A 24,497-nucleotide genomic window follows, 5' to 3' on the forward strand; every position below is an offset into this window, starting at 1 on the left:
GAGTTGGTGGTGTTCGTCGCGGTGGGGCGCGCGATCGGGTTCGGCTGGGCGGTGCTGGCGGTGTTCGCGCCGTCGTGTCCGGTGCGGCTCAGGCGCGGCCGCGGCGGGTGCGGACCTCCTGCAGCCGCTCGGCGAGGATGTCCTCGAGTTCGGCGATGGAGCGCCGCTCCAGCAGCATGTCCCAGTGGGTGCGCGGCGGCTTGGCCTTCTTCTGCTCCGGCTCGCTGCCGTCGACCAGCCGGGCCACGCTGCCGTCGAACTTGCATTCCCAGGTCGTGGGGACCTCGGCGTCGACGGCGAACGGAACCTCGAACTGGTGGCCCTTGGCGCAGAGGTACTCGCGGGTCTGACGCGGCGCGAGCTCCGTGTTGCGGTCGGATTCGTAGCTGACCGCGCCCAGCCGGCTTCCGCGCAGCATACGCTCGCCCATGATCGACTTCCCCTCGTTCGTGGTGCTGGTCTTCTCGGTGTAACGGTCCGTTCCCGCCGGGCCATTCCCGCCCGGGGTGCCCGGGCGGGCCTGCACAAGGGTAGCCGGCCATGCCAGCCGCCCGGCGGGGTCGCCCCGGGCCGGGTCGGATGGGTGGAGTGTTTCCGCTGCCAACGGCGATGGTAGCCGCCCCGGCGCGGCGCAGGCGGCGATGGCCGGTGACGCGCCGCCCGGTCGTTGGGCGGGCGTGTCCCGGCCACCCGGTGGCCCTGGGCGCTTGCGCTTCTCGCTTGGCGGCTCAGGTCGCCGGGGTCGGTGGCAGCGGCAGTGGCAGGCCCGGCAGCCCGTCGATGCTGCGGGCCACGTGGTCCTTGCCGGCGAAGTAGTCGCTGAGCGACGCGTCGTCCTCCCGGGCGAACCGCTTGCCGTGCAGGTCCCGGTCGGCGTCGTAGGACATGAACGGCACCGCGTAGCCGCAGGTGTCGCGGATCAACTCGGCGCGTACGACGATGATCGCCCGCAGGCCGTGGATGCTGGTGTCGATGGCGGGGAAGTGGGCCACCAGCTCACCCCAGCGGGGGTCGTCGCGGAACACCGGCTCGCCGCGCCCGTGCACCCCGCACGATGTTCGGCGGCCCCTCGAACGCGCACCACATGAGCGTGATCCGGCCGTTCTCCCGCAGGTGCGCGATGGTCTCGGCGTTGCTGCCCGCGAAGTCCAGGTAGGCCACGGTGTGCGCGTCGAGCACCGCCCACGAGCCGCGCAGCCCCTTGGGGGACAGGTTGATGGTGCCGTCGCCCGACAGCGGGGCCGTGGCGGTGAAGAACAGCGGCTGGTCCTCGATGAAGGTGCGCAGGCGGCCCTCGATGCGCTCATGTGTCTTTCCCACCCGGGCATCATGACCCGCCGACGGCCCGCCCTGCTGCCCCGGGGCACCGCCGTCCCACGGCGGTCACTGGCGCGCCCGCATGTCTCAGGGCGGCCGATGAACGCTGCGCGCTGACAACTCCTGACGCCGGAAACCCTCCGCTTGAGCAAGCGAGCCCGGATGAGGGCCTGGATCAGGTGCCCACCGTTGTCTTTGGTCTGGGAACTACGGGCGGCCCCGGGAGCAGCCAGGTGCGCGTCGGTCCTCGAAGGCCACCTCGGGCGCCGTCCGGGTCGCTCAGCTGGCCTGCCGGGCGGAGCCGAGGTTCGCCAGCGCGGCGGCAAGATGGCTGACCTGGTCGGCCAGTTGGGCCGCGCGCCGCTGCGCCTCGTCGCGGTCGGTCTCGGCGGCGCGCAGCCGTACGGCCAGGTCGTCGGCGCGGCCCTCGGCGGCGGTGGCGGCCTCCCGCGCGGCGGCCAGGTCGGCGCGCAGCGTGTCGTGCCGGGCGGCGAGGTCGGCCAGCTGCGCGCGGGCCTGCTCGGCGCCCGCCTCGGCGCGCTGCCGGGCGGCCTCCGCGTCGCGGCCGGTGGCCTCCGCGTCGCGGCCGGTGGCCTCGGCGCGCTGCCGGGCCGCGTCGGACTCGGCGGCGGCCGTGCGGGCGGCGTCGGCCTCGGCGCGCGCCCGCCCGGCCCGCTCGCGGGCCTGTTCGGCCTCGGCGTGCAGGCGCTGCGCGCGGTCGAGGGCCTCGGTGGCGGCGCGGGTCGCCCGGTCGGCGTCGGCGCGGGCGGCGTCGCGCTCGCCGGTGAGTTCGGCGGCGCGGCGGCGCTCGGCGTCGACCTCGGCGCGCAGCGCACGCAGCTCGTGGCGGGCCGTGTCGCGGTCGCGTTCGGCCTGTGTCCGCAGGGCCTCCGCGGCGCTGGCCTGTCGGCGGGCGTCGTCGCGGGCGGCCTCCGCCCGGTCGGCGCGTTCGATCGCCGCCGTGGCCCGCTCGGTGGCGCGGCGGGCCTCGTCGTGGGCGGCGTCGCGCTCGGCGGCGGCCGACCGGGCCTCCTCGCGGGCCCGGACGGCGGCCGCGGCGGCGTCCTCGGCGTCGCGGCGGGCCTCGTCGCGTTCGGTCTGCGCCGCCGCGACCTGCGTCGCGGCGTCGGCGCGGGCCTGCGCGAGCTGGCGTTCCACCCCGACCGGGGACAGCTCGGCGTGCAGGGCCTCGGCGAGGCTCTCCGCGACCTGCTCCAGCCGGTCCACCGCCTCCCACGTGCGGGCCACCTGACCGGGCAGCCCGGGGGCGTTGCGGTGCCGCATCCGGCTGTTGCGCGAGGCCCGCTGGCAGGCGCCGTCGTTGTCGCGGCAGTAGCGGAACGGCCGGCCGGCGCCGGCGCGCTGCGGCACCTGGCGTCCGCAGTGGGCGCAGGGGCGGGTCTCAGTGGGGGTGGGCTCGGCGTCCATCGAGGGCGGAGTCTACTGCCGGCCGGCGCCGCGCCCGCCCGCCCACCGGGCCGGCCGGCGACCGGACGCCACGCCGCCGGGATGCTCCGCCGGCACCGCGCCGGCACCCGATAGCGTGACCGGGTGGCCATCTCCCCGTACATCGCCAGGCTGCGCGCCCACGTCGGTCACGACCTGCTCCTGCTGCCCGGGGTCAGCGCGGTCGTCCGCGACGACGCCGGACGGGTGCTGCTGGCCCGGCGCGCCGACAACGGCCGCTGGTCGGTGCCCGCCGGCCTCATCGACCCCGGCGAGCAACCCGCCGACGCCGTCCTGCGGGAGGTGTACGAGGAGACCGGCGTGCACGCCCGCATCGAACGGGTCGCCGGCGTCGCCACCCACCCCGTGGTCTATCCCAACGGCGACGTCTGCGAGTACCTGAACGTGTGGTTCCGGTGCCGGGCGGTGGGCGGCGAGCCGCGCGTCAACGACGACGAGTCCACCGAGGTGGGCTGGTTCGACCCGGCCGACCTGCCGGAGATCGACGAGTGGGCGCGGCTGCGCATCGACACCACGCTGCGCGAGGACGGCCCCGTCTGGCACGCCGCTCCCGGCGAGCGGCACCCCGCGCTCGGCCGGCCCGACGCCCTCTGACCGCCCGTCGTCGCGCCCCGACTCACCCGTCACCGCGGCGCGGCGAAGGTCACCTCGACCGGCGTCGCCGCCACCAGGTCCACGTCCCGCCCGCCGTAGGGGCTGCGTACGGTCAGCCGCTGCGCCACGGGGGAGACCAGGCGGGCCCGGACCCGGCCGGCGGACCAGGACAGTTCCTCGACGCCGACCCGGCCCCGGCAGGCCACCCCGCGCAGCACTCCGGCGCCCAGGCCCGGCAGCGCGGCCGGCAGCAGCCGCAGCAGCCCCGGGCGGGACTGCACCAGCGACTCGATCAGCACGCCCGGCAGGGCGTGCGCGGCGTCGGCGTTGTACGTCACCAGGCCCGGGTTGTGCGCGCTCATCAGGGATCGGAAGAACATGTCGTTGCCGAGGACCTTCAGCAGGTTCGCGGCGGTCAGCGCGCCGTCGTGCAGCCGGGCGGCGGCCAGCGCCCGGTGCAGGCTGCCGTGCGCGGAGAGGTTCTCGTCGCCGCGCAGCGCCAGCGCGCGGTGCGCGGCCCGGGCCAGCTCGGGGGTGTCGTCCGGGTTGACCTCGTCCAGGGGCCACACGGGATAGAGGTGGCTGACGTGTCGGTGGTCGTCGTCGCCGTGGTAGCCGGGCCAGGCCCACTCGGCCAGCGCACCCCGCTCGTCGACCCGGTACGCGGGCAGCCGCCGCCGCAGCCCCGCCCACCGGTCGGAGCCGGTCACCTCCTCGGCGGTGCGCAGGGCGTGCCGGGCGGCGGCGATGTCCATCGTGGCGTTGACCGCCACGTGCACCGGCCGCCCCCGCTCGTCGCGCGGGCCGGTCTCCGCCGAGTACGACGGCACGACGACGACCGTGCCCGCCTCGTCGGTGACCGTGAGGAAGTCCGCGAAGAAGTCCGCCACCTCCGCCAGCCAGCCGGCCACCTCTCCGAGGGGCGCGCCGGTGACCAGGTGGTGCTCGTGCAGCGGGTGCAGCAGCCAGTCCGCGCCGGGCAGCCACGCCGCGAAGGGCCAGTCGGCGTGCAGGTGGAACAGGTGGCCGTGCTCGCCGTCGGTGCGGCTGGGTGCCAGCAGGCCCCGGGCCCCGTAGATCGCCCGCGCGTTGCGCCGCCAGTCGTCGATCTGGCCGCGTACCAGGTTGGCGTGGGCGGCGGTCACCTCCGGCAGGGCGCCGACGTTCGCGCCGGCCAGTTGCAGGTTCAGGTTGGCGTCGGTGGTGAAGTCGCCGGCCCAGGCCGCGTCCCACGAGCCGAGCCACAGCCCCGTCAGCCGGGGCGGCAGGACGCCGCTGGCGCTGAGCAGCAGGTACCGCCCGGCGTGGAACAGCCGCTCCAGCAGCGCCGGGCGCAGCGTGTCCGGGTCGGCGTTCTGCGCCGCGATCAGCTCGCCCACGGGCAGCTGCCGCTGTGCTGCCGGCACCCGCAGGTCCAGGCTCACCCGCCGGTAGGCGCGCCCGTGCAGGGCGACGTGCCGGGCCAGCAGGGTCTCGTAGTCGTCGCCGGCGTGCGCCGCCAGCAGGTCCTCCAGGTCGCCGGTGCGCCACGGCGGCGTGTCGGGGCGGTCCAGCACCGTGGTCAGCAGCGCCGGGCCGCGTACCGCCACCCGGTCGTCGCCGACGACCGCCACGTCGCCGCGCAGCAGGGTGAGCCCCTCGAAGCCGTACGCGCCGCCCGCGTCGGGGTAGCGGGCCCGCACGCGCAGGAAGACCAGTTCCCCCCGGCGGTACGCGGCGGCGCGGTAGCGCACCGACTCCGGCCGGCCGGGCAGCTCGCCGGTGACGCCCACCTCGCAGGGGCCCGCGTCGACGTGGGTGACCACCAGCGCGTCGGCGCGGGAGACGAACGACCGGCGGCGGCCGTCCGCCCACTCGACGACGACCTCGCCGGTGGCGAACTCGGTGCGCCGCCGGTAGTCGCCGACCGGGCCGGGATCCACGGCGTCGATGGTGAGGGCGAAGCCGGGGTGGAACGACTGCGTCCAGCGCAGCACGCCGTCACCGGCGAGCAGCCGGCTCGCCTCCGCGCGCCGGCCGGCGAGGATCAGCTCCCGGATGCGGGGCAGCAGGGCGGCCAGCTGCGGGGGCCGGGCGTGACGGGTGCCGTTGGGCAGGACGAAGCGGTGATGGTTGACGATGATGCGTTCGGCGTGTGGCCGGCCGTACACCATGATCCCGGCCTCGCCGTTGCCGGAGAGGAACGCGTCCTCCCAGCGGGCGGCGGGGGCGGTGTCGACGATGCGGTGCGCGGCGGGCGGCGGCCCGGCCGTCACCGGCCGAGCCTCGCCGTCGGGGCGGGGGCGGCGGTGCTGTCGCGTACCGTCAGCCGGGGTGCCAGCAGGGTGACCTCCGGCACCGCCTCGCCGTCGAGCTTGCGCATGAGCAGCGAGACGGCCTGCGTGCCGATCTCCTCGGCGGGGACCGGCACGGCGGTGAGCATCGGGCTGGCCTGCTCGGCGAACTGGTCCGGGCAGACGGCGACCACCGACACGTCCTGCGGCACCCGCCGGCCCAGGGCGGGCAGCGTGGCCAGCACCGGGCCCACGGCGGCCTCGTTCTGCACGATCAGCCCCGACACGTCCCGGTGGCGCTCCAGCAGGTCGGTGACGGTCCGGCGGACGGCCACCGCGCCCTCCTCGCACGGCAGCGCCACCGCGTCGACGCCGTGGCCGGCGGCGGCCTCGACCACGCCGGCGCGGGTGCGGTGCGCGAAGCCGGTGCCCCGGTCGTAGACGGCGGCGGGCGCGCCGAGCAGTGCGACGCGCCGGTGCCCCAGCCCGGCCAGGTGCGTGACGCAGGCCCACCCGGCCCGGTGGAAGTCCAGGTCCACACAGGTCAGGCCGGTGGCGTCGGCGGGCAGGCCGATGAGCACGCTGGGCCGGGCCAATTCGCGCAGCAACGGCACCCGCGGGTCCTCCAGCTCCACGTCCATGACCAGGACGCCGTCGACCAGGGCGGTGGCGGCGACGCGCCGCAGGCCGGCGGGCCCCTCGTCGGAGGTGACCAGCAGGACGTCGTGGTCGAAGCGGCGGGCGGTGGTGACCACGGCCATGGCGAACTGCATCACCACGGGCACCTGCATCCCCGCGCGCAGCGGCAGGACCAGCGCGATCACGTTGGCCCGCCGGCTGGCCAGGGCCCGCGCGCCGGCGTGCGGGTGGTAGCCGAGCAGCCGGATGCTGGCCAGGACCCGGTTGCGGGTGACCTCGGAGATGGCGCGCTTGCCGCTGAGGACGTACGACACGGTGCTCACCGCGACCCCGGCGTGCCGGGCGACGTCGGCGATGGTGGGCTGCTCGGGCGACGGGCGCCCGCGCGTCCCGCTCACCGGGCCCGCCCCGACGCCGGCACGGCCGCCCGGTCGTCGGCCGCCTCGTCGCCGCGTACGGCGAGGGCGCCGACCAGCCGGACGTCGCGTGCGGAGCGTCCGACCAGGACGGTGTGGGTGGCGTCCTCCACCACGCGGCGGCCCCGCGTGGCGTCCCACCAGCTCAGCTCGGCGGTACGCAGCCGCAGCCGGACCACCTGCCGCTGCCCGGGCGCGAGGCTGATCCGGGCGAAGTCCCGCAGCTGGCGCAGTGGCTGCTTGACGCGGGAGCGGCGCTGGCGCGTGTAGAGCTGCACGACCTCCTCGCCGGGGCGGTCGCCGGCGTTGGTGACCTCGACGCTCACCTCGACCTCCTCGCCGGTGGTGGCCTCGGCGACGCTCAACCGGAGGCCAGCGTAGTCGAAGCGGGTGTAGCTGAGCCCGTGGCCGAACGGGTACAGCGGGTCGCCCCGGTGGTACAGGTAGGTGGCGTCGGAGCCGATCACGTCGTAGTCGAGCAGGTCGGGCAGGTCGGCGGCGTCGGCGTACCAGGTCTGGGTGAGCCGGCCGCCGGGGTCGGCGTCGCCCAGCAGCACGTCGCCCAGCGCGGTGCCGTGCTCCTGGCCGCCGTGGGCGGACCAGAGCACCGCCGGCAGGTGCGTCTCGGCCCAACCGACGGCGTACGGGTAGCTGCTGGTCACCACCAGCACGGTGCGCGGGTTGGCGGCGTGCACCGCCCGCAGCAGCGCCTCCTGCCCGCCGGGCAGGGCCAGGTCGACGCGGTCCTCGGTCTCCCGGCCGTTGACCATCGGGTGGTTGCCCAGCGCCACCACCGCCACGTCGGCGGCGGCGGCCAGGGCGGCGGCCTCGGCGGCCCCGTCGACCAGCAGCTCCACCGTGAACCGGGTCGCGTCGCCGGGGGTCGGGGCGTCGGCGCGCAGCCGCCCGTGCGCGTCGACGGCGACGTACCGGTCGGTGGCGAGGTGGTGCAGCAGCGCCGTGCCGCCGGGGCCGTCGTGGAAGCGGAAGGTCTCGCGGACCACCCAGCCGCCCGGCCCCGGGCGGTCGTTGGCGAGCGCGCCGGCCTCGTCGACCCCGACGTGGCGACCGTTGCCCGCGGCGCGCAGCGCCACCACGTCGCGTCCCCAGTCGAAGACGTCGAAGCCGCTGGCGTCGGCGCCGAGGGCCAGGGGGCCGCCGTCGGGGGTGTCCGGGCAGCCGACGTACCGCTCGCCGACGCGCAGCGCGATCCGGTCGGTGCCGGGGTGGGTGGTGACGGTGGGCAGCCGCCCGGCCAGGCCCTGGTAGGCGGTGACCGCGTACGGCGGGGTGCCGCTGTACCAGTCGGTGTGCACGGCGTCGGCCAGCGGGCCGAGCACGGCCACCCGTAGCGCCGGGTCGGTGAGCGGGAGCAGCCCGTCGTTGCGCAGCAGCACGATCGACTGGCGGGCGGCCTCCCGGGCCAGGTCCCGGTGCGCGGGGCGGTCGGCGACGTCCGGCGCGACGCCGGCGAAGGGGTCGTCGCGCGGGGGGTCCAGGTCGCCGAGGCGGGCCCGGACGGTGAGGATCCGCCGCACGGCGCGGTCCACGTCGGAGGCGGTGATCAGCCCCCGGTCCAGCGCCTCGGTCAGCCGCGCGACGGTCGGGGCGCTGTCGGCGTCGTCCTCCGTGAAGCTGTCGATCCCGGCGCGCAGGGCGGCGGCGAAGCCCTCGACGTGGTCGGGCAGGTGGCCCTGCACCCCGGCGATGTTGGTCACCGCGCCGGCGTCCCCGACCACCATCAGCTCCCCGGGCGCCCACCGGCGCAGCTCGTCGGCGATGAGCGGGCTGAGGTGCGCCGGCACCCCGTCGACCAGGTTGTAGGAGGCCATCACGGCGACGGCGGCGCCCGCGGCGAGCGGGGCGCGGAAGGCGGGCAGCTCGTACTCGTGCAGCACCCGGGGGGACAGGTCGCTGGAGGTGGTGGCCCGGTCGGTCTCGTTGTTGTAGCCGAGGAAGTGCTTGACCGTCGGGGCCGTACGCAGCCGGTCCGGGTGGTCGCCGCGCAGGCCCTGGGCGTACGCGGTGGCGAGCCGGCCGGTCAGCCACGGGTCCTCGGACCAGCCCTCCTCGTTGCGTCCCCAGCGGGGGTCGCGCAGCGGGTTGACCACCGGCGCCCAGACGTTGAGGCCGACCCGCCCGGGGTCGGCGTGGTGCTTGGCGCGCACCTCGTCGCCGACGGCGGCGCCGACGGCGCGGATCAGCTCGGGGTTCCAGCTGCTGGCGAGCCCGACGGCCTGCGGGAAGACGGTGGCCTTGCCGAGCCAGGCCACGCCGTGCAGCGCCTCGGTGCCGGTGCGGAACGGGGGCAGGCCGAGGCGGGGCACGGGCGCCTGCCACTGGTGCAGCAGGCCGAGCTTCTCCGGCAGGGTGAGCCGGCCCAACAGGTCGTCGACGAGGGCTTCCGGGGCGGGGAGGTCGGTCATGGTCGGTCGCCTTCCGTGGGTCCGCCTCACGACCGTGTCGAAGCGCTTCGACGAACGGTGGGCGAGCGGCATCGCGGGGTGGGGGTCGCCGGCCCGGAAGCGTTGAAGCGCTTCGACGACCGCCCGAGACATGCCGCCCCGGGTGCCCGAACCACGAAGCGGCGGTTCGAGGTTGGCACCCGGGGCCGATCCGGTCAAGACCCGCGCGACCGGAGTGGTCACGCCGCGGGCAGCCGTCCCGACTCGACGGCGGCGAGCGCGGCGGTGGCGCCGCCGAGCGCGGTGGCCGCCGCGTCCAGGGTGGAGGCGTCGAACTGGCAGCCGCCGGCCTGCGGGGCGTGGGTCCGCGCGGCGAACTCCGCCCGGGCCGCCGGCAGCAGCCAGGTGGCGAGGGTCGCGAAGTGCCCGCCGACCACCACGGCCTGCGGGTTGAGCAGGTTGGCCAGGACGGACGCGGCCTGCCCGAGCCGGCAGCCGACGTCGGCCAGTCCGGCCAGGACGGTGGGGTCGTCCTGGCGGGCCAGTGCCTGGATGCGTTCGATCTCCGGCAGGAAGTCGGTGACCGGCCCGTCCTGCCGCGTGTCGGGCAGCAGGCGGCCGACCACCGCCGGCAGTCCGGCGTACGCGGCGAGGCAGCCGCGCCGCCCGCACCCGCAGGCGGGACCGGCCGGGTCGAGCGTCAGGTGCCCGATCTCGCCGGCGAATCCCCGGCCGCCGCGCAGCAGGCGGCCGCCGGCGACGATCCCCGCGCCGACGGAGGCCCCGCCGGTGAGGTGGACCAGGTGGGCGGCCCCGGCGTACGCGCCGTGGCGGTGTTCGGCCAGGACGGCGAGGTTGGCGTCGGTGTCGACGTCGACGGTGAGGCCGGGATCGCGCAGGGCGGCGCGCAGGTCGGCGGCGAGGGCCACGTCCCGCCAGCCGAGCGCGGTGGCCCGGGGGACGGCGCCGTCCGGGTCGACGAGGCCGGGCACGCCCACGGTCAGGCCGAGCACGCGGCGGTCCTGCCCGGTCAGCCGGGTGATCGCCCGCCGGGCCAGGGTGGCCAGCGCGCGGACCGTCTCGGCGGGGGATGACGACGGCGCGGCGAAGGCGCGCCGCCAGGTGAGCAGCCGGGTGCCGGCCAGGTCGACGGCGACCACCACCAGTTCGTCGGCGCCGATCTGCATGCCCAGGGCCGCGTACGGGGCGCCGTCGAGGACGAGCATGGTCGCGGGGCGGCCGACCCGGTTCTCGGTCAGCCCGGTCTCGCGCAGCAGCCGCCGTTCGATCAGCTCGCCGACCAGGCTGGACACGGTGGCCTTGTTGAGCCCGGTGTGCGCCGCGATGTCGGCCCGGGAGCAGGGGGCGTGCCGGCGCACGTGCCGCAGCACCACGGCCCGGTTGGCCGTCCGGACGTCGCCGAGGTCGGTCGGTTGCGGTTCGTTGTGGCTGCTGATCACGGTCTGTCCGCTCCCTGGGCGACGGTGCGCGATTCCCGGTGGTGCCGCGCGCCCCATCATCGCGTACGTCGGGTCGCTGTCTTGTGGGACGGATCACCGTCGATTAGTTTGTTCGGCTAGAACCCCAACTAATTCTAGCCGGACCCGCACGTTCCGCGAAACCGCCACCGAAGACGAAGGGAGTGCGCCGTGAAGCCGTCCCTGCCGGGCGCATCCACCGACCGCCGGTCCCTGCTGCGCCTGCTCGGCCTCGGCGCCGCCGCGAGCGTGGGCGGCGCCACCCTGGCCGGTTGCAGCAAGGAGGCCGGGAGCAAGGGCAGCGCCACGACGGCCGACGCCATCCGGTCGGTGCTGCCCACCCACAAGCCGGCCGAGTTGCTCAAGCCGGACATCCCCGGGGAGGGGCCGATCCCCGACGGCTACCTCAGCTACCCCCGCAGCCTCGTCGACGCGGTCACCGAGCAGCCCGGCCGGGGCGGCCCGCCGATCCGCACCATGAGCCCGTGGTGGGGCCCCGCCCCGCCGACGGTGGGGCGCAACTCCTACCTCGCGGCGGTCAACGCCAGGCTGGGCGTCGAGGTGCACCCGAGCCTGCAGGACGGCACCACGTACGCCGACAAGCTCAACGCGATGCTCGGCGCCCGCGACGTGCCGGAGCTGCTCAGCGCCCCCAACTGGGAGGTCGACAAGGTCGCCCGGTTCTCCGACGCGGTCAAGGCGCTGTTCGAGGACCTCACCGACCACCTCAAGGGCGACGCCGCCGCGAAGTACCCCTACCTGGCCGCGCTGCCCACCGGCGCCTGGGAGTACTCGGTGTGGGGCGGGCGGCTGTACGCGGTGCCGTTCCCGACCGACGGGCCGTTCGGGTACGCCCTGTTCCACCGCGCCGACCTGCTCGCCCAGGCGGGCCTGGCGGCGCCGACGTCGCCGGAGGAACTGCACGAGCTCGGCCGCGAGGTCACCGATCCCGCCAAGGGGGTGTGGGCCTTCGGCAGTGTCTTCGAGATGGTGCAGCAGTTCTTCGGCTGCCAGCAGACGTGGCGCAAGAGGCCCGACGGCGGCCTGGAGCACAGGTTCGAGAACCCCGCCTTCGCGGCCGCCCTCGAGTTCACCGCCAAGCTGTTCGCCGACGGGCTGGTGCACCCGGACACCGTGGCCAGCAAGGGCGCCGACGAGAAGCAGCTGTTCAAGGCCGGCAAGATCCTCATGTACCAGGACGGCCTCGGCGCCTGGCAGGGCATGCAGGGCGAGCGGGTCAAGGAGCTGCCGAGCTTCGACATGCAGCCGCTGCCGGTCTTCGGCGCGGCCGGGGCGCAGCCGGTCATCTGGGGCAGCGAGAAGCCCATCTTCTACACATTCCTCAGGAAGGGCCTCGGCGCCGAACGCGTCGACGAGCTGCTGCGGGTGCTCAACTGGTGTGCCGCGCCCTTCGGCAGCCGGGAGTTCGAGCTGCGCGAGTACGGCGTGGAGGGCCGGCACTTCACCCGGGCGGCCGATGGCAGCCCCGTCCCCACGGAGCTGGGCCGCAAGGAACTGGGCGCGCAGTACACGCACATCGGCGGCCGGGTCCCGGTCAAGGTGCGCAGCGGCGACACCCCCGACTACGTGCGCGACTACCTGGGCTACTACCAGAAGAACATCGCCCTCATGGAGAAGGACCTGTTCGCCGGCATCAAGCTGGAGCTGCCGGCCAACTGGTCGAAAATCATCCAGCCGACCGACGACAAGATCCGTGACATCCTGCGGGGCCGCCGCCCCGTCGGCGACCTGGCGCAGGTCCGCAAGGAGTTCCTCGCCGCCGGAGGTGAGGAGGGGCGCGCGTTCCACGAGAAGGCGCTCGCGGACAACGGCCGATGAGCGGCCCGGTCACCGCCGGCCCGGTCGACGCGCCGGCGGCCACCGGCCAGCCCGCGCCCGCCGGCCGTACCCCGCCCGTGCGGGCCCGGCGTCGCCTGCGGGACCGGCTGCGCCGGGACTGGCCGCTGCTGGCCATGACGGCGCCGGCCGCCGCGCTGCTGCTGGTCTTCCACTACCTGCCGACCCTGGGCAACGTCATCGCCTTCCAGGACTACAACCCGTTCGTCGGCGACGACCCCCTCGAGGCGTTCTGGTACAGCGAGTGGATCGGCTTCGGCAACTTCGAGGCGCTCTTCGGCGACCCGCTGTTCTGGGACGCGGTCCGCAACACCCTGACCATCACCGCGTTCCAGCTCGTCTTCTTCTTCCCGCTGCCGATCCTGCTGGCCATCCTGCTCAACAGCCTCGTCTCCGCGCGGGTCCGGGGCTTCGTGCAGAGCGTGGTCTACCTGCCGCACTTCTTCAGCTGGGTGCTGGTGGTCACCTTCTTCGTGCAGATGCTCGGCGGGGCCGGGCTGCTGGCCCAGGAGATGCGCGAGGCCGGCATGCAACCGTTCGACGTCATGACCAACCCGGACACCTTCATCGTGCTGGTCACCGCCGAGGCGGTGTGGAAGGACATCGGCTGGGGCGCCATCGTCTTCCTGGCCGCGCTGGCCGCGATCGACCCCAACCTCTACGAGGCGGCGGCGGCCGACGGGGCCGGGCGGTGGCGGCGGCTGTGGCACATCACCCTGCCGGGCCTGCGCCCGGTGATCGTGCTGCTGCTCATCATGCGGCTCGGCGACGCGCTGTCGGTCGGCTTCGAGCAGTTCATCCTGCAACGCGAGGCGGTCGGCCGGGAGGCCGCGGAGGTGCTCGACACGTTCGTCTACCACCAGGCCATCAGTACGCAGCAGTGGGGCCTCGGCGCCGCCGCCGGGCTGTTCAAGGCCGTGGTCGGGCTGGTGCTCATCCTCACCGCCAACAAGGTGGCGCACCGGCTCGGCGAGCAGGGGGTGTACGCGAAGTCATGACCGCGCAGCTCAGTGGCGCCGGACCGGTGCCGGCCAGCCCGAACCCCGACCCGCCGCCGCGGCGACGCTCCCGGCGACCCGCCTGGGAGGAGCCGCCCACGGTGGCGGGCACCGTGGCCAAGGGCGCGGTGCTCACGCTGCTCGTCGCGGCCGTGCTCGTGCCGCTGTGGGCGGTGCTGGTGACCAGCCTCGCCTCGCGGGACACGATCGACGCCGCCGGCGGGATGGTGATGCTGCCCCGCGAGATCGACCCGTCGGCGTACGTCACCATCTTCAGCGGCGGGCAGATCAGCCAGGCGGTGTGGATCAGCACTCTCGTCACGGTGCTCGGCACCACGGTGAGCCTGGTGCTCACCGTCCTCGCCGCGTACGGGCTGTCCCGGCCCGGGTCGGTGGGGCACCGGGGACTGCTCTTCTTCTTCCTGCTGACCTTCCTGATCTTCCCCGGCCTGGTGCCCAGCTACCTGGTGGTCACCGGCCTCGGGCTCAAGGACAGCATCTGGTCGCTGATCCTGCCCAGCGCGATCAGCGTGTTCAACCTGGTGGTGATCCGGGCGTTCTTCATGAACGTCCCCGGTGAGCTGCTCGACAGCGCCCGCATCGACGGCGCCGGGGAGTTGCACATCCTGCTGCGCATCGTGCTGCCGCTGTCCAGGGCGGTGATCGCCGTCGTCGGCCTCTTCTACGCCGTCGGCTACTGGAACGCCTACTTCAACGCGGTGCTCTACATCGACGACAACGACAAGTTCCCGATCCAGCGGGTGTTGCAGAGCTACATCCTCGCCGGGCAGTCGCCGAACGTGTCCGGGGCGGCGGTCAGCCTGCCCGGCGTCACCGCGTACCCGCCGACGCTGGCGGTGAAGATGGCGGTGGTGGTGGTGACCGTGATCCCGGCGGTGATCGTCTACCCGTTCGTGCAGCGGCACTTCACCAAGGGCGTCATCACCGGCGCGGTGAAGGGCTGAGCGGACCCGGGCGGCGCCCGACCCGACGCGGGCCGGGCGCCGCGGCGCGTCAGGCCGGGTCGGGCCACCACGGGTCGAAGGGCGCCGGGGTCACCGGCTCGCCGTTGAGCAGCAGCCGGGCGGGGGCGTGCGCGCCGACGACGCTGACGCGCGTCACCCGCAGCGGCCCGTCGGTGTCCACCCGCAGCGTGTCGCCGTCGCGGACGGCCGTCACGGCCGTGTCGCCGTCGACGTCGTGCAGCACCGTGCCCGCGTCGACGCCGCCCCAGCTCACCAGGGTGACGTCGTGGAACGGCCCGTCGCCCACCGTGTCGCCCGGCGCGACCACCGGGACGAGCGCGCCGTGGCGGACGTAGAGCGGCAGCCGGTGCGGCGGCACGTCCACCCGCAGGTGCCGCCCGCCGGGGTGCCGCTCGCCGGTGGCGGCGTCGACCCAGTCGTCGCCCACCGGCAGGTAGACGTCGCGCCGCCCGGCCGGGTCGGTGACGGGGGCGACCAGCAGGTCGGTGCCGAGGCGGTACTGCAGGTCCGTGGTCCAGGCCGTCGGGTCGTCGGGGGTGTCCACCAGCAGCGCGCGCATCATCGGCGCCCCGTCGGCGGCCGAGCGCACCGCCGCCGACCACAGGTACGGCATCAGCCGGTAGCGCAGCCGCAGGGCGGCCGCCGCGTCGCGTTCGGTCTCGGCGGGGAAGTCCCACGGCAGCCGGCTGGTGGTGCCGTGCAGGCGGACCAGGGGCGACAACGCGCCGAACTGGGTCCAGCGCACGTAGAGCTGCGGCGTCGGGGTGCCGTGGAAGCCACCCGTGTCGTGGCTCCAGAACGGCACGCCGGAGAGCCCGTGCGACAGCCCGCCGCGCAGGGTGCTGGCCAGCCCCGGCCAGGTGGCGTTGACGTCGCCGCTCCACTGCGCGCTGTGCCGCTGCCCGCCCAGGTACGACGAGCGGGCCCAGACGGTGCGGTGCCCGGTCACCTCCTCGGTCACCTGGGCGACGACGTCGTTGAACAGCAGCGCGTACACGTTGTGCAGCTCGGCGCCGGTCATCCCGTTGTGGGCGACGGCGTCGACGGGCACGCCCTCGGCGAAGTCGGTCTTGAACACCGCCACCCCCTGCCGCAGCAGGGGCCGCAGCAGCCCGGTGAACCACTCGACGGCGGCCGGGTTGGTGAAGTCCACGATGGCGCTGGCCGGGTGGCTGCCGTGCCACACGTCGGCGACGTACGGGCTGCCGTCGGCGCGGCGCAGGAAGTACCCGGCCTCGGCCGCCGCGGCGTAGAGCGGGCTGCCGGTCATCAGGTACGGGTTCATCCAGAGGCAGACCCGGAAACCCCGCTCGGCGAGGGTGCGCAGCATCGCGGCGGGATCGGGGAACGCCTCGTCGTCCCACCTCAGGTCCGACCAGCGGCCGGCAACCTGCCAGTAGCAGTCCAGGTGCAGCACGTCGCAGGGGATGCCCCGCTCGCGCAGCAGGCGCCCCCGTTCGAGCACCCGCTCCTGCGAGTCGGGGAAGAAGCCGGAGGAGACCCAGGCGCCGAACGCCCACTTCGGCGGCAGGTACGGCCGGCCGGTGAGCCGGTCGAAGCGCCTCAGCACCTCGGCCGGCGTCGGGCCGGCCAGCACGTAGTAGTCGAGCAGGTCGTCGGGGACGAGAATCTGCACGCTGCTGTGGGTGGACTGGCAGACGTCGAACTGCACCGGCAGCCCGCTGTCGACCAGCACGCCGTAGCCCCGGTCCGACAGGTAGAACGGCACGTTCTTGTGGGAGCGGTCCGACTCGCCGCCGAAGGCGTCGAAGTTCCACATCAGCGGCCGTTGCCCCCGCTTGTCCAGCGGGGTGAACTTCTCGCCGAAGCCGACGAAGCGTTCGTCGCCGGGCGCGACGAAGCTTTCGTGCCAGGCGACGGGCGTGCCGTCGACGGTGGAGCGACCGAACGGCAGGGTGCGCCGCCGGCCGCTGATGTCGCGGGTGCCGGGGTCCTGGTCGAGCAGCAGCCGCCCGTCGGGACCGAGGAAGCGCAGGTGCCACGGGTCGAGCCGGATCTCGGCGACCACGGTGCCGGCGTCGACGCGGACGCGGGCGTCGTCGACGGTGACGGCGGCCGGGTGGGTGCCGGGGTGCACCAGCGGCAGCGCCCGGGCCGAGCGGCTGCGGGCCTGCGGGTCGTCGGAGAGGCGTACCCGGATCACGCCCTCGCCGGCGGCGTCGACGCGCACCACCATGCTCGCGCCGTCGGAGAGGGCGGCCTTGAGGGTCACCCCGTGCGGGTCGGTCGCGACCACCTCGGCCCGGCCGACGACGGCGGCCCCGTCCTCGCCGGGGGCCCGCACCGGCAGGTCGGGTGGGTCGGCCACGAAGGTCTCGTACGGGACCAACGGCGGTCGGTAGGGCATCGGCGTCTCCTCCGGGATGGTTCCGACGGTCCCGCCAGTTTCTTTGCCTTCCCAACTAACTGTCAACGACGAGCTTCGCCGGATCGACGGAAGTCGGGCTTTGACAGGCGAAAACGCGATCAATATTTTGGACGCTTCCTCAACAAACGGCGGTGGACGATGTGGGGCGACGGCGTGGGACTCCGCTACGGCGGCGACTACAACCCCGAACAGTGGCCGGCCGAGGTGTGGCGCGAGGACGTCACCCTCATGCGCCGCGCCCGGGTCAACCTGGTCACCGTCGGCGTGTTCGCCTGGTCGCGACTCGAACCGGAGCCCGGCCGGTACACCTTCGACTGGCTGGACGAGGTGCTGGACCTGCTGCACGCCGGCGGCATCGGCGTCGCCCTGGCCACCCCGACGGCCTCGCCCCCGCCCTGGTTCTCGCTGGCGCACCCCGACGCGCTGCCCGTGACCGCCGACGGCGTGCGCCTGCACCACGGCAGCCGGGACACATACTGCGCCGCCGCGCCCGCCTACCGGGCCGCCGCCCGGCGCATCGCCACCGCCCTCGCCGACCGCTACGCCCACCACCCGGCCCTCGCGCTGTGGCACGTGCACAACGAGTACGGCACCACCTGCCACTGCGCGCACACCGCGCGGGCGTTCCGGCACTGGCTGGCCGAGCGGCACGGCGACCTCGACGCGCTCAACGCCGCGTGGGCCACCAGCTTCTGGAGCCAGCACTACACCGACTGGGCGCAGATCGACCCGCCCCGCGCCACGCGGTACCTCGCCAACCCGGGGCACCTGCTGGACTTCCGCCGCTTCTGGTCCGACACCCTGCTCGCCGCGTACGTCGAGCAGCGCGACCTGCTGCGCGCGGCCAACCCGGCGGTCCCGGTCACCACCAACCACGTCCTCGGCGACTGGGTGCCCGTCGACCACGCCCGCTGGGCCGCCGAGGTGGACGTGGTGGCGATCGACCACTACCCGGACGCGGTCGACGGCGGCGCCGAGGAACAGACCGCCCTCGCCGCCGACCTGGCCCGGGGCTGGGCCCGCCACGGCGTCGGGCGGCGCACCGGCGGCGTCGACCGGTCGGCGTCGTGGCTGCTGATGGAGAGCGCCCCCAACCAGATCCACAGCGGCGGGCGGATGCACGCCAAGGAACCCGGCCGGATGGCCCGGCACAGCCTGTCCCACGCCGCCCGCGGCTCGCGCGGGGTCATGTTCTTCCAGTGGCGGGCCCCGGCGGGCGGAGCGGAACGCTTCCACTCCGCCCTGGTGCCGCACGCCGGTCCCGACACCCGCGTGTTCCGGGAGGCCGTCGACCTGGGCGCGACGCTGGAGCGGATCTCGGAGGTCGACGGCGGCACGGTCGACGCCGCCGTCGCCATCGCCTGGGACGCCGCCAGCGGCTGGGCCCTGGGCCACCCGGGGATGCCGTCGCCGCGACTGAACCACCGCGACGAGGTGTCCGCGGCGCACCGGGCGCTGTGGCGGGCCGGGTTCGGCACCGACGTGGTGCTGCCCGGCGACGCCCTGGACGGGTACCGGCTGCTGGTGCTGCCCGCCCTCTACCTGGCCTCCGACGCTACCGCCGACTGGGTGCGCGCGTACGTCCACGGCGGCGGCCACCTGGTGGTGACCTGGCTCAGCGGAGTCGCCGACGAACACGCCCGCGTCCGCCTCGGCGGCCACCCCGGGGCGCTGCGCGACGTGCTGGGCGTGCGGGTGGAGGAGTTCCATCCACTCGCCGACGACGAGACGGTGCCGCTGTCCGACGGCGGGACCGGCCGCCTCTGGGCCGAGACGGTGCGCCTCGCCGGCGCGGAGACGGTGGCCTCGTACGCCGGCGGCGTGCTCGCCGGGCTGCCGGCGGTGACCCGCCACCGCTTCGCCGCCGGCACCGCCTGGTACCTGTCCACCCGACCCGACGACGCCACGTACCGCCGGCTGATGACGGACGCGGCGCGGGCGGCCGGCGCGACACCCGTCTGCCCGGCCGCGCCGGCCGGGGTCGAGGCGGTCCGCCGGCGCGGCGCCGGGACGAGCTGGCTGTTCCTGCTCAACCACACCGACCAGCCGCGGCGGGTGCCGGTGGCCGGGGTCGACCTGCTCACCGGCGCGACGGCCGCCACCCAGGTGCACCTGCCCGCCGGGGGCGTGGCCGTGCTCCGGGAGGCCGGCACCGACCGGGGGGCCTGACACCGCGGGCGGCCCGCTCGCCGCCGCGCCCGGTGCCCGTCGCGGCGTCGGGGACGGCCCGCTGTCCGGGGGCGGGCCCGCGGTCAGGGCACGGCGACGGCGGCGCGCGACCGGTCGGCGGCGATGCGCACCGCCAGCCCCGCCAGCACCGTGCCCATCACCAGTCGCTGCACCCGCAGCCACAGCGGCCGGCGGGCGAAGAAACCGGCGAGCGCGCCGGCGCTGAGCACGATCAGCGCGTTCACCGTCAGCGCCACCGCGATCTGGGTCAGCCCCAGCAGCAGGCTCTGCCCCGCCACGTGACCGCGGGCCGGGTCGATGAACTGCGGCAGCAGCGACACGTAGAGAATCGCGATCTTGGGGTTCAGCAGGTTGGTGACCAGGCCCATGGTGAACAGCCGCCGGGCCCGGTCCGGCGGCAGCGGCGCCGGGGCGAACGGCGACTGCCCGCCCGGCCGCAGCGCCTGCCACGCCAGCCACAGCAGGTACGCCGCACCGGCCAGCTTGACCGCCGTGTAGAGGGCGGGCACCAGCACGAACACCGTGGCGATGCCGGCGACCGCGGCGGCCAGGTAGACGCCGAATCCGGCGGCGACACCGAGCAGCGACACCAGCCCCGCCCGCCGGCCCTGGGTCACCGACCGGGACACCAGATAGACCATGTTCGGGCCGGGGGTCAGCACCATCCCCAGCGCCACCAGCGCGATGCCCACCAGCGCACCCGTGCCGACCATGCCGTCCCCCGTTCCGCCCGGCTCGCGCCGACCCTACGCCGTGTGCCACCGCGCCGCCGACCCGTTCCGACGTGCCGTGGCGACCGGGCCCGCGCCACCCGCCCCCACCGCCGACGCGGCGCCGGGCACACTGGGCCGATGCTGCACGCCCCGGCCACCGGGACCCTGCCGGAACTCCTGCTGCGCCCCTGGCGCGACTCCGACGCCGACGCCCTGATCGCCGCGTACCGCGACCCGGTGCTGCGGCGCTGGACCCGCGCGCCGGTGACCACGATCGCCGAGGCGCGCCGGTTCCTGGCCGCGGCGCACCGGGACTGGGCCGACGGCCACCGGTTCAGCTTCGCGGTGCTCGAGCCGCACCCGGCCGGCGAGACCCTGGTGGCGCAGGTGATCCTCAAGAACCTCACGGAGGGCGGTGGGGACGCCGAGGTCGGCTACTGGACCGCCGCGCCCGCCCGGGGCAGAGGCGTCGCGCCGCACGCCCTGGCTGCCGTGACCGACTGGGCGTTCGCCCGCTTCGCCAACCTGCGCCGGCTGGACCTGCTGCACCAGATCGACAACCCCGCGTCCTGCCGCGTCGCGGAGAAGGCCGGCTACCGCTTCCAGGAGGTGCTGCCGGCCCGGCCACCGTTCCCCCGCGACGGCCACCGGCACGCCCGCTGCCGACCCGCGCGGGAATTCCCGTCCCGGCCGAGGCGCTGACTCCTTCCGTCGGCCACGACGGCGGCGGAGTTCGGCGGCAGCGGCGGCGGCTCCCAGAGCGCAAACGTCACCCCGCCGCGGCGACCGCGTTACGGTGGGGCCGGGGAGGTGTCGGCAGGTGGACAGCTGGGAAGCGACGGTCGAGGCGCGCATCCGCGCGGCGCAGGAGCAGGGCGAGTTCGACAACCTGCCCGGCATGGGCAAGCCCATCCCGGGCCGCGGCCAGCCGTACGACGAGTCGTGGTGGATCAAGAGCTTCCTCGAGCGGGAGAAGCTGCCCACCGATCTGCTGCTGCCGACGCCGCTGCAACTGCGCCGCCGCATCGAGCAGGTGCCCGACGAGGTGCGGGACCTGCCGACCGAGCAGTCCGTGCGCGCGTTCGTCGCCGACCTCAACGCCCAGATCCTCGCCTGGCTGCGTACGCCCACCGGTCCCCGGGTCGCGGTGCGCCCGGTCAACGCCGACGACGTGGTCCGCCGCTGGCGGGCCGAGCGGGAGACCGCCGTCGGGTCCCCGCCACCGCCCCCGCAGCCGGCGGCTCCACCGCGCCGGCGGGGCTGGCGACCGCCGTGGCGCCGCCGGGCGGCGTAGCCCCGGTCAGTCCACCGCCGCCCGCCACGACCAGGACGTGCGCCGGGCGCGACCGGGCAGCTCGCCGCGGCCGGTCAGCCACCGCAGCACCTGCGGCGCGGGCCCGGCGGGCGCGTCCGGGAAGAGCCGCCGCACCACGGCGACGCTGAGCCGCTGCGGCGGCTGCCAGGGCACCCCGAGACCGCGGGCGATGTCGTCGGTGTGCAGCAGCGTCTCCGCCACCCCCATCGCCGCGAAGCCCGCCGGGTCGCAGGGCCCGTAGTGCCACGCCCGCGTGTCCGGCCCGGCGGCGTCGACGGCCGCCCGCAGCAGGCCACCGCAGGCGACGACGACCCGCAGCACCTCGGCCGGGCCGGCGGTGGGGGAGACGGCCAGGTCGAACGGCAGGTAGCCGTTCTCGGGCCGCCCGCTGACCTGGCCGGCGTACGCCAGCAGGTCGTGCGCGACGTGCGCGGCGGTGGTCCAGCAACTCCACTCCAACCCGCCGGCGGGCACGCTCCAGTCCCGCCCGGTGTGCGGGCCGAGAACGGCGGTCATCTCGGCCACCGCGCGGTCCACGTCGACGCCGGTCAGCTCGGGCATCACCCGACCGTGCCACCGCGCCACGGCTCCCGCAACCGGATGACGCTTGCCTGCCCGCCGCCACCGACACTAGGGTCGGACACGTGACTGCCGGGTCGGCCATGGGCCACGAGCGGACAGGGCACCCGGCCGTCAGGTGAGCCGGGGGCGGGCCCGCGGCCCGCCGGCGCCCCCCACCTGCGGTGTCGACGCACGTCCACCGCCTCTCACACGTCTCGCACCGTCCACGCCGGTCGTACGCCGGCGTATCCGCATCCCCGCCGCCACCGGTCGCCGGGCGGGCGATCCATCGTGGCCGCATCTCCTGCCCGAGCAGAGAGCAGAGCATTGCCCAACGACTTCAACCAGCAGATCATCGACGAGTTCCGCGCCAACTCCGGCCGGGTCGGCGGGCCCTTCGAGGGGGCCCGACTGATCCTGCTCACCACCACCGGGGCCCGCTCCGGCGCCCCGCACACCACCCCGGTCGGCTACCTGCCCGACGGCGAGGAACGCATCCTCGTCATCGCCTCGGCCGGGGGTGGCCCGAGGCACCCGGACTGGTACCACAACCTCCTCGCCGACCCGCTCGCCACCGTCGAGGACGGGGTCTTCACCTACCAGGCCCGCGCGGTCGTACTGGCCGGCGCCGAACGCGACGAGATCTTCGCCCGGGCCGTGGCGGCCGACCCGGGTTGGGCCGCGTACCAGGCGAAGACGACGCGGGTGATCCCCGTGGTGGCGTTGCACCAGGTGGCGGGCGGGCCACCGGAGGCGGCGTCCTGGGGCGCGGCGCTCAAACTGGTCCACGACGCGTTCCGCCGGGAGCTGGCGTTGATCCGCGACGAGGTCACCCGCGGCGGCCCGGGCCTGGGCGCGCAGCTGCGCGTCAACTGCCTGACCTTCTGCCACGGCCTGCACCACCACCACCGCAACGAGGACGACGGCATGTTCGCCAGGCTGGAGGGGCAACGTCCGGACCTTGCCCCGGCGCTGGCGCGGCTGCGTGAGGAACACCGTCGCATCGCCGCGCTCGTCGAGCGCCTGCGGCAGGTGGCCGGCGACCCCGACGCCGACCCCGCCGACGCCCGCCGGGAGATGACGCGTCTCACCACCGAGTTGGAGGCCCACCTGACGTACGAGGAGGAGCAGCTCATCCCCGTCCTCGACGGCATCGGATAGCGGGTGCGCCCGCGACCGGCCCCGGTCGCGGGCGGAATCCGACCGCTCGCGCTGCCGCCGAGGATCCGGAACGGGGCACCGCCGGCGCGTGCGGGCGGGTTGCGCCCGGACTTGAGGGTTTGCGGCCCGCAGACGGCACAGAACGGGCGTAAGCCTCAACAAGCATTTCAATGAAAAAATTGAGGCATGAACGTTGAGGACATGAAGCGGTACATCCGCGAGACCTTCGACGGGGTGGACATCCTGGAGGCCAACGGGGACATCTTCTACATCTACGACCCCGGCCGGGACCTGCCCGCCGAGCGGCAGCTGCCGTTCGCGACGATCGTGACCGGCGACCACTACGACGACGCCTCCGCGCTGAGCCGGCCGGACGCGTGGCGGCTCAACATCGGGCTGACCCGCTCGGCGTACGGGGCGCTCTTCGCGCAGGGGCACGGGGCGGACGGCGGCGTCGACCACACGGTCCCGGACACCGTGCTGCCGCACCCGGTCTACGCCCCGCAGCACTGGGTGTGCGTGGTGAACCCCGGCGAGGCGACCCTGGGCGCGGTGCGGCATCTGCTGGCCGAGGCGTACGACTTCGCGGCCCGCAAGTACGCCAACCACCGGTCCCGGCGGACCTCGCCCTGAGGTCCGTGCCGGCCGGCGCGTCCCACGGGCCGGCCGGCACGCCGCGGGGTTAGCTTCGGCGGGCCCTGCCCGATGGCAGGCCCGCCGAGGACGAGGAGAACCGCCATGTCGCGCAACACGCAGACCGTCGAGACCTACCTGGACGGCTTCCGGAAGAACGACCACGCGCAGATCCTGTCCTGCCTCACCGACGACATCGAGTGGACGGTGTTCGGCGCCTTCCACCTCAAGGGCAAGGAGGCCTACGACGCCGCCATCGAGGGGCCGGGTTTCGTGCCGCCGCCCCACCTGGAAGTCCTACGCATGGTGGAGCAGGGCGACACCGTCATGGCGGAGCTGGTCGGCTCGGTGCGGCGCGACACCGGCGAGGAGATGCGCATGTCGATGGCCGAGGTCTTCGTCATGCGCGACGGCAAGATCGCCGAGCGGCGCGCCTGGGTCATCGAGTTGAAGGAGAACGACCACCGCTGACGACCGACGGGACGGGCGTGGCCTCGCGTCGCACGGTAGCTCACCCATCGCGCTCCCGAGCCGCTGCGACAACCGGCCCACCACGGCGTCCGGCGCCGGTGGCGAAGAGGCGGCGAGTCATCGGGCCACCGCCTCGGGGGCGCGGGGACCGGCGTAGCCGGTCGCCCAGGGGCCGTCGAGCCGCACCGGATCTCACCCAGCGCATACGGCGTCGACACCGTAGGCTATCGACTGGCACGAATTCGTCGATGAGGGGATACGAAGGATGCGTAAGGGAATCGCCATGCTCGGGTTCGCCGGAGTCCTCACGGGACTGTTGGCAGTCGCCACCCCCGCCAGCGCCGCCCCGACCGGGGTCGACGCGGAGCAGCGGAGCGGCTTCCGGGCCGCGGCCACCTGCGAGTGGGTGGTCACCTGGCCGTCGGCGGGCGTGTACGAGCAGCCGACCCGGATGGACCCGGCCCTGAAGGTCAAGAACGCCGGCGACCGGGTCGGTGGCGGTTACTGCATGGAGCACTACAACACCAGCGAGCTGGAGTGGTACGTGTCGGTGAGTTGCAGCTGCGCCAGCGACGGCATCGGCTGGATGCGGCGCAACGCCCTGCGCGCGGCGTGAGCCGCGGGGGGGGGGGGG

General features: G+C 75.1%; 20 protein-coding genes and 1 pseudogene. 11 read left to right on the forward strand and 10 right to left on the reverse strand.

The window, feature by feature from the left end:
• Positions 1-88 precede the first annotated feature (88 nt).
• The 3 genes and pseudogenes from ACSNN9_RS20220 to ACSNN9_RS20230 all read right to left on the reverse strand — a co-directional run bounded on the left by ACSNN9_RS20220 (position 89) and on the right by ACSNN9_RS20230 (position 2,745).
• Positions 89-430: an RNA polymerase-binding protein RbpA gene (locus tag ACSNN9_RS20220; protein WP_046564157.1), complete on the reverse strand. Its 342-nt coding sequence runs from the start codon at positions 428-430 to the stop codon at positions 89-91.
• A 298-nt stretch (positions 431-728) separates the two neighbouring features.
• A pseudogene (locus ACSNN9_RS20225) lies at positions 729-1,320 on the reverse strand (pyridoxamine 5'-phosphate oxidase family protein).
• Between the two features lie 276 nt (positions 1,321-1,596).
• Entirely contained in the window at positions 1,597-2,745 is a 1,149-nt protein-coding gene (locus ACSNN9_RS20230; RefSeq protein WP_436674891.1) for a hypothetical protein, read from the reverse strand.
• 123 nt (positions 2,746-2,868) lie between these two features.
• On the opposite strand from ACSNN9_RS20230, the gene ACSNN9_RS20235 reads away from it, so the two are divergent.
• Positions 2,869-3,378 (forward strand): NUDIX hydrolase, encoded by a 510-nt coding sequence (locus ACSNN9_RS20235; RefSeq protein ID WP_436674892.1) that lies wholly within the window; start codon positions 2,869-2,871, stop codon positions 3,376-3,378.
• Between the two features lie 29 nt (positions 3,379-3,407).
• Here ACSNN9_RS20235 and ACSNN9_RS20240 read toward each other — a convergent pair whose 3' ends face one another.
• From ACSNN9_RS20240 to ACSNN9_RS20255, 4 genes are all read right to left on the reverse strand, one after another.
• On the reverse strand, positions 3,408-5,633 hold the full coding sequence (locus ACSNN9_RS20240; protein WP_436674893.1) for a glycosyl hydrolase family 95 catalytic domain-containing protein: 2,226 nt from the start codon (positions 5,631-5,633) through the stop codon (positions 3,408-3,410).
• Positions 5,630-6,688 carry a LacI family DNA-binding transcriptional regulator gene (locus ACSNN9_RS20245; RefSeq protein ID WP_436674894.1) on the reverse strand — a complete coding sequence of 353 codons (1,059 nt, stop codon included), beginning with the start codon at positions 6,686-6,688 and terminating at the stop codon, positions 5,630-5,632. The genes ACSNN9_RS20240 and ACSNN9_RS20245 overlap by 4 nt, the downstream gene beginning before the upstream one ends.
• Positions 6,685-9,132: a beta-glucosidase family protein gene (locus ACSNN9_RS20250; RefSeq protein ID WP_436674895.1), complete on the reverse strand. Its 2,448-nt coding sequence runs from the start codon at positions 9,130-9,132 to the stop codon at positions 6,685-6,687. The genes ACSNN9_RS20245 and ACSNN9_RS20250 overlap by 4 nt, the downstream gene beginning before the upstream one ends.
• Positions 9,133-9,350: 218 nt before the next feature.
• Entirely contained in the window at positions 9,351-10,571 is a 1,221-nt protein-coding gene (locus ACSNN9_RS20255) for an ROK family transcriptional regulator (protein ID WP_436674896.1), read from the reverse strand.
• Positions 10,572-10,760: 189 nt separating this feature from the next.
• Between ACSNN9_RS20255 and ACSNN9_RS20260 the strand changes: the two genes are divergently transcribed.
• From ACSNN9_RS20260 to ACSNN9_RS20270, 3 genes are read left to right on the forward strand one after another with little or no spacing between them, the layout of a single operon-like run.
• Positions 10,761-12,428 carry an extracellular solute-binding protein gene (locus ACSNN9_RS20260; protein WP_436674897.1) on the forward strand — a complete coding sequence of 556 codons (1,668 nt, stop codon included), beginning with the start codon at positions 10,761-10,763 and terminating at the stop codon, positions 12,426-12,428.
• Positions 12,425-13,444, forward strand: coding sequence for an ABC transporter permease (locus ACSNN9_RS20265; protein WP_436674898.1), 1,020 nt, complete (start codon positions 12,425-12,427; stop codon positions 13,442-13,444). Before ACSNN9_RS20260 ends, ACSNN9_RS20265 begins: the two co-directional genes overlap by 4 nt.
• Entirely contained in the window at positions 13,441-14,409 is a 969-nt protein-coding gene (locus tag ACSNN9_RS20270) for a carbohydrate ABC transporter permease (RefSeq protein ID WP_436674899.1), read from the forward strand. The genes ACSNN9_RS20265 and ACSNN9_RS20270 overlap by 4 nt, the downstream gene beginning before the upstream one ends.
• Positions 14,410-14,458: 49 nt before the next feature.
• Here ACSNN9_RS20270 and ACSNN9_RS20275 read toward each other — a convergent pair whose 3' ends face one another.
• On the reverse strand, positions 14,459-16,798 hold the full coding sequence (locus ACSNN9_RS20275; RefSeq protein WP_436674900.1) for a TIM-barrel domain-containing protein: 2,340 nt from the start codon (positions 16,796-16,798) through the stop codon (positions 14,459-14,461).
• A gap of 159 nt (positions 16,799-16,957) precedes the next feature.
• Between ACSNN9_RS20275 and ACSNN9_RS20280 the strand changes: the two genes are divergently transcribed.
• Entirely contained in the window at positions 16,958-18,988 is a 2,031-nt protein-coding gene (locus ACSNN9_RS20280; RefSeq protein WP_436674901.1) for a beta-galactosidase, read from the forward strand.
• A gap of 83 nt (positions 18,989-19,071) precedes the next feature.
• Here the strand turns inward: ACSNN9_RS20280 and ACSNN9_RS20285 are convergent, their stop codons facing one another.
• Entirely contained in the window at positions 19,072-19,722 is a 651-nt protein-coding gene (locus ACSNN9_RS20285; protein ID WP_436674902.1) for a LysE family translocator, read from the reverse strand.
• A 138-nt stretch (positions 19,723-19,860) separates the two neighbouring features.
• On the opposite strand from ACSNN9_RS20285, the gene ACSNN9_RS20290 reads away from it, so the two are divergent.
• Both ACSNN9_RS20290 and ACSNN9_RS20295 read left to right on the forward strand, forming a co-directional pair.
• Positions 19,861-20,424, forward strand: a complete 564-nt coding sequence (locus tag ACSNN9_RS20290; protein WP_436674903.1) for a GNAT family N-acetyltransferase — start codon at positions 19,861-19,863, stop codon at positions 20,422-20,424.
• Positions 20,425-20,542: 118 nt separating this feature from the next.
• Positions 20,543-21,016 (forward strand): DUF1992 domain-containing protein, encoded by a 474-nt coding sequence (locus ACSNN9_RS20295; protein WP_436674904.1) that lies wholly within the window; start codon positions 20,543-20,545, stop codon positions 21,014-21,016.
• Between the two features lie 6 nt (positions 21,017-21,022).
• Here ACSNN9_RS20295 and ACSNN9_RS20300 read toward each other — a convergent pair whose 3' ends face one another.
• Positions 21,023-21,598, reverse strand: a complete 576-nt coding sequence (locus ACSNN9_RS20300) for a maleylpyruvate isomerase N-terminal domain-containing protein (RefSeq protein ID WP_436674905.1) — start codon at positions 21,596-21,598, stop codon at positions 21,023-21,025.
• Between the two features lie 327 nt (positions 21,599-21,925).
• Here ACSNN9_RS20300 and ACSNN9_RS20305 point away from each other — a divergent pair, with 327 nt between their 5' ends.
• The 4 genes from ACSNN9_RS20305 (at position 21,926) to ACSNN9_RS20320 (ending at position 24,479) form a co-directional block, all read left to right on the forward strand.
• Complete coding sequence (locus ACSNN9_RS20305) at positions 21,926-22,759, forward strand: nitroreductase/quinone reductase family protein (protein WP_436674906.1); 834 nt, start codon at positions 21,926-21,928, stop codon at positions 22,757-22,759.
• Positions 22,760-22,945: 186 nt separating this feature from the next.
• Entirely contained in the window at positions 22,946-23,392 is a 447-nt protein-coding gene (locus ACSNN9_RS20310; RefSeq protein ID WP_436674907.1) for a DUF6194 family protein, read from the forward strand.
• 105 nt (positions 23,393-23,497) lie between these two features.
• Positions 23,498-23,863, forward strand: coding sequence for a nuclear transport factor 2 family protein (locus ACSNN9_RS20315; RefSeq protein ID WP_436674908.1), 366 nt, complete (start codon positions 23,498-23,500; stop codon positions 23,861-23,863).
• A gap of 265 nt (positions 23,864-24,128) precedes the next feature.
• Positions 24,129-24,479, forward strand: a complete 351-nt coding sequence (locus tag ACSNN9_RS20320; RefSeq protein ID WP_148710137.1) for a glycosyltransferase — start codon at positions 24,129-24,131, stop codon at positions 24,477-24,479.
• The last annotated feature ends 18 nt before the right edge of the window (positions 24,480-24,497 follow it).

This window comes from Micromonospora sp. URMC 107, assembly GCF_051386315.1.
Classification (GTDB): domain Bacteria; phylum Actinomycetota; class Actinomycetes; order Mycobacteriales; family Micromonosporaceae; genus Micromonospora.

What these genes read in the sequence shown, in the direction of transcription:
- ACSNN9_RS20320 (WP_148710137.1), top strand. Translation starts at nt 24,129, where the DNA reads ATGCGTAAGGGAATCGCCATGCTCGGGTTCGCCGGAGTCCTCACGGGA.
- ACSNN9_RS20250 (WP_436674895.1), bottom strand. Translation starts at nt 9,132, where the DNA reads ATGACCGACCTCCCCGCCCCGGAAGCCCTCGTCGACGACCTGTTGGGC.
- ACSNN9_RS20280 (WP_436674901.1), top strand. Translation starts at nt 16,958, where the DNA reads ATGTGGGGCGACGGCGTGGGACTCCGCTACGGCGGCGACTACAACCCC.
- ACSNN9_RS20310 (WP_436674907.1), top strand. Translation starts at nt 22,946, where the DNA reads ATGAACGTTGAGGACATGAAGCGGTACATCCGCGAGACCTTCGACGGG.
- ACSNN9_RS20265 (WP_436674898.1), top strand. Translation starts at nt 12,425, where the DNA reads ATGAGCGGCCCGGTCACCGCCGGCCCGGTCGACGCGCCGGCGGCCACC.
- ACSNN9_RS20300 (WP_436674905.1), bottom strand. Translation starts at nt 21,598, where the DNA reads ATGCCCGAGCTGACCGGCGTCGACGTGGACCGCGCGGTGGCCGAGATG.
- ACSNN9_RS20290 (WP_436674903.1), top strand. Translation starts at nt 19,861, where the DNA reads ATGCTGCACGCCCCGGCCACCGGGACCCTGCCGGAACTCCTGCTGCGC.
- ACSNN9_RS20315 (WP_436674908.1), top strand. Translation starts at nt 23,498, where the DNA reads ATGTCGCGCAACACGCAGACCGTCGAGACCTACCTGGACGGCTTCCGG.
- ACSNN9_RS20230 (WP_436674891.1), bottom strand. Translation starts at nt 2,745, where the DNA reads ATGGACGCCGAGCCCACCCCCACTGAGACCCGCCCCTGCGCCCACTGC.
- ACSNN9_RS20270 (WP_436674899.1), top strand. Translation starts at nt 13,441, where the DNA reads ATGACCGCGCAGCTCAGTGGCGCCGGACCGGTGCCGGCCAGCCCGAAC.
- ACSNN9_RS20275 (WP_436674900.1), bottom strand. Translation starts at nt 16,798, where the DNA reads ATGCCCTACCGACCGCCGTTGGTCCCGTACGAGACCTTCGTGGCCGAC.
- ACSNN9_RS20220 (WP_046564157.1), bottom strand. Translation starts at nt 430, where the DNA reads ATGGGCGAGCGTATGCTGCGCGGAAGCCGGCTGGGCGCGGTCAGCTAC.
- ACSNN9_RS20285 (WP_436674902.1), bottom strand. Translation starts at nt 19,722, where the DNA reads ATGGTCGGCACGGGTGCGCTGGTGGGCATCGCGCTGGTGGCGCTGGGG.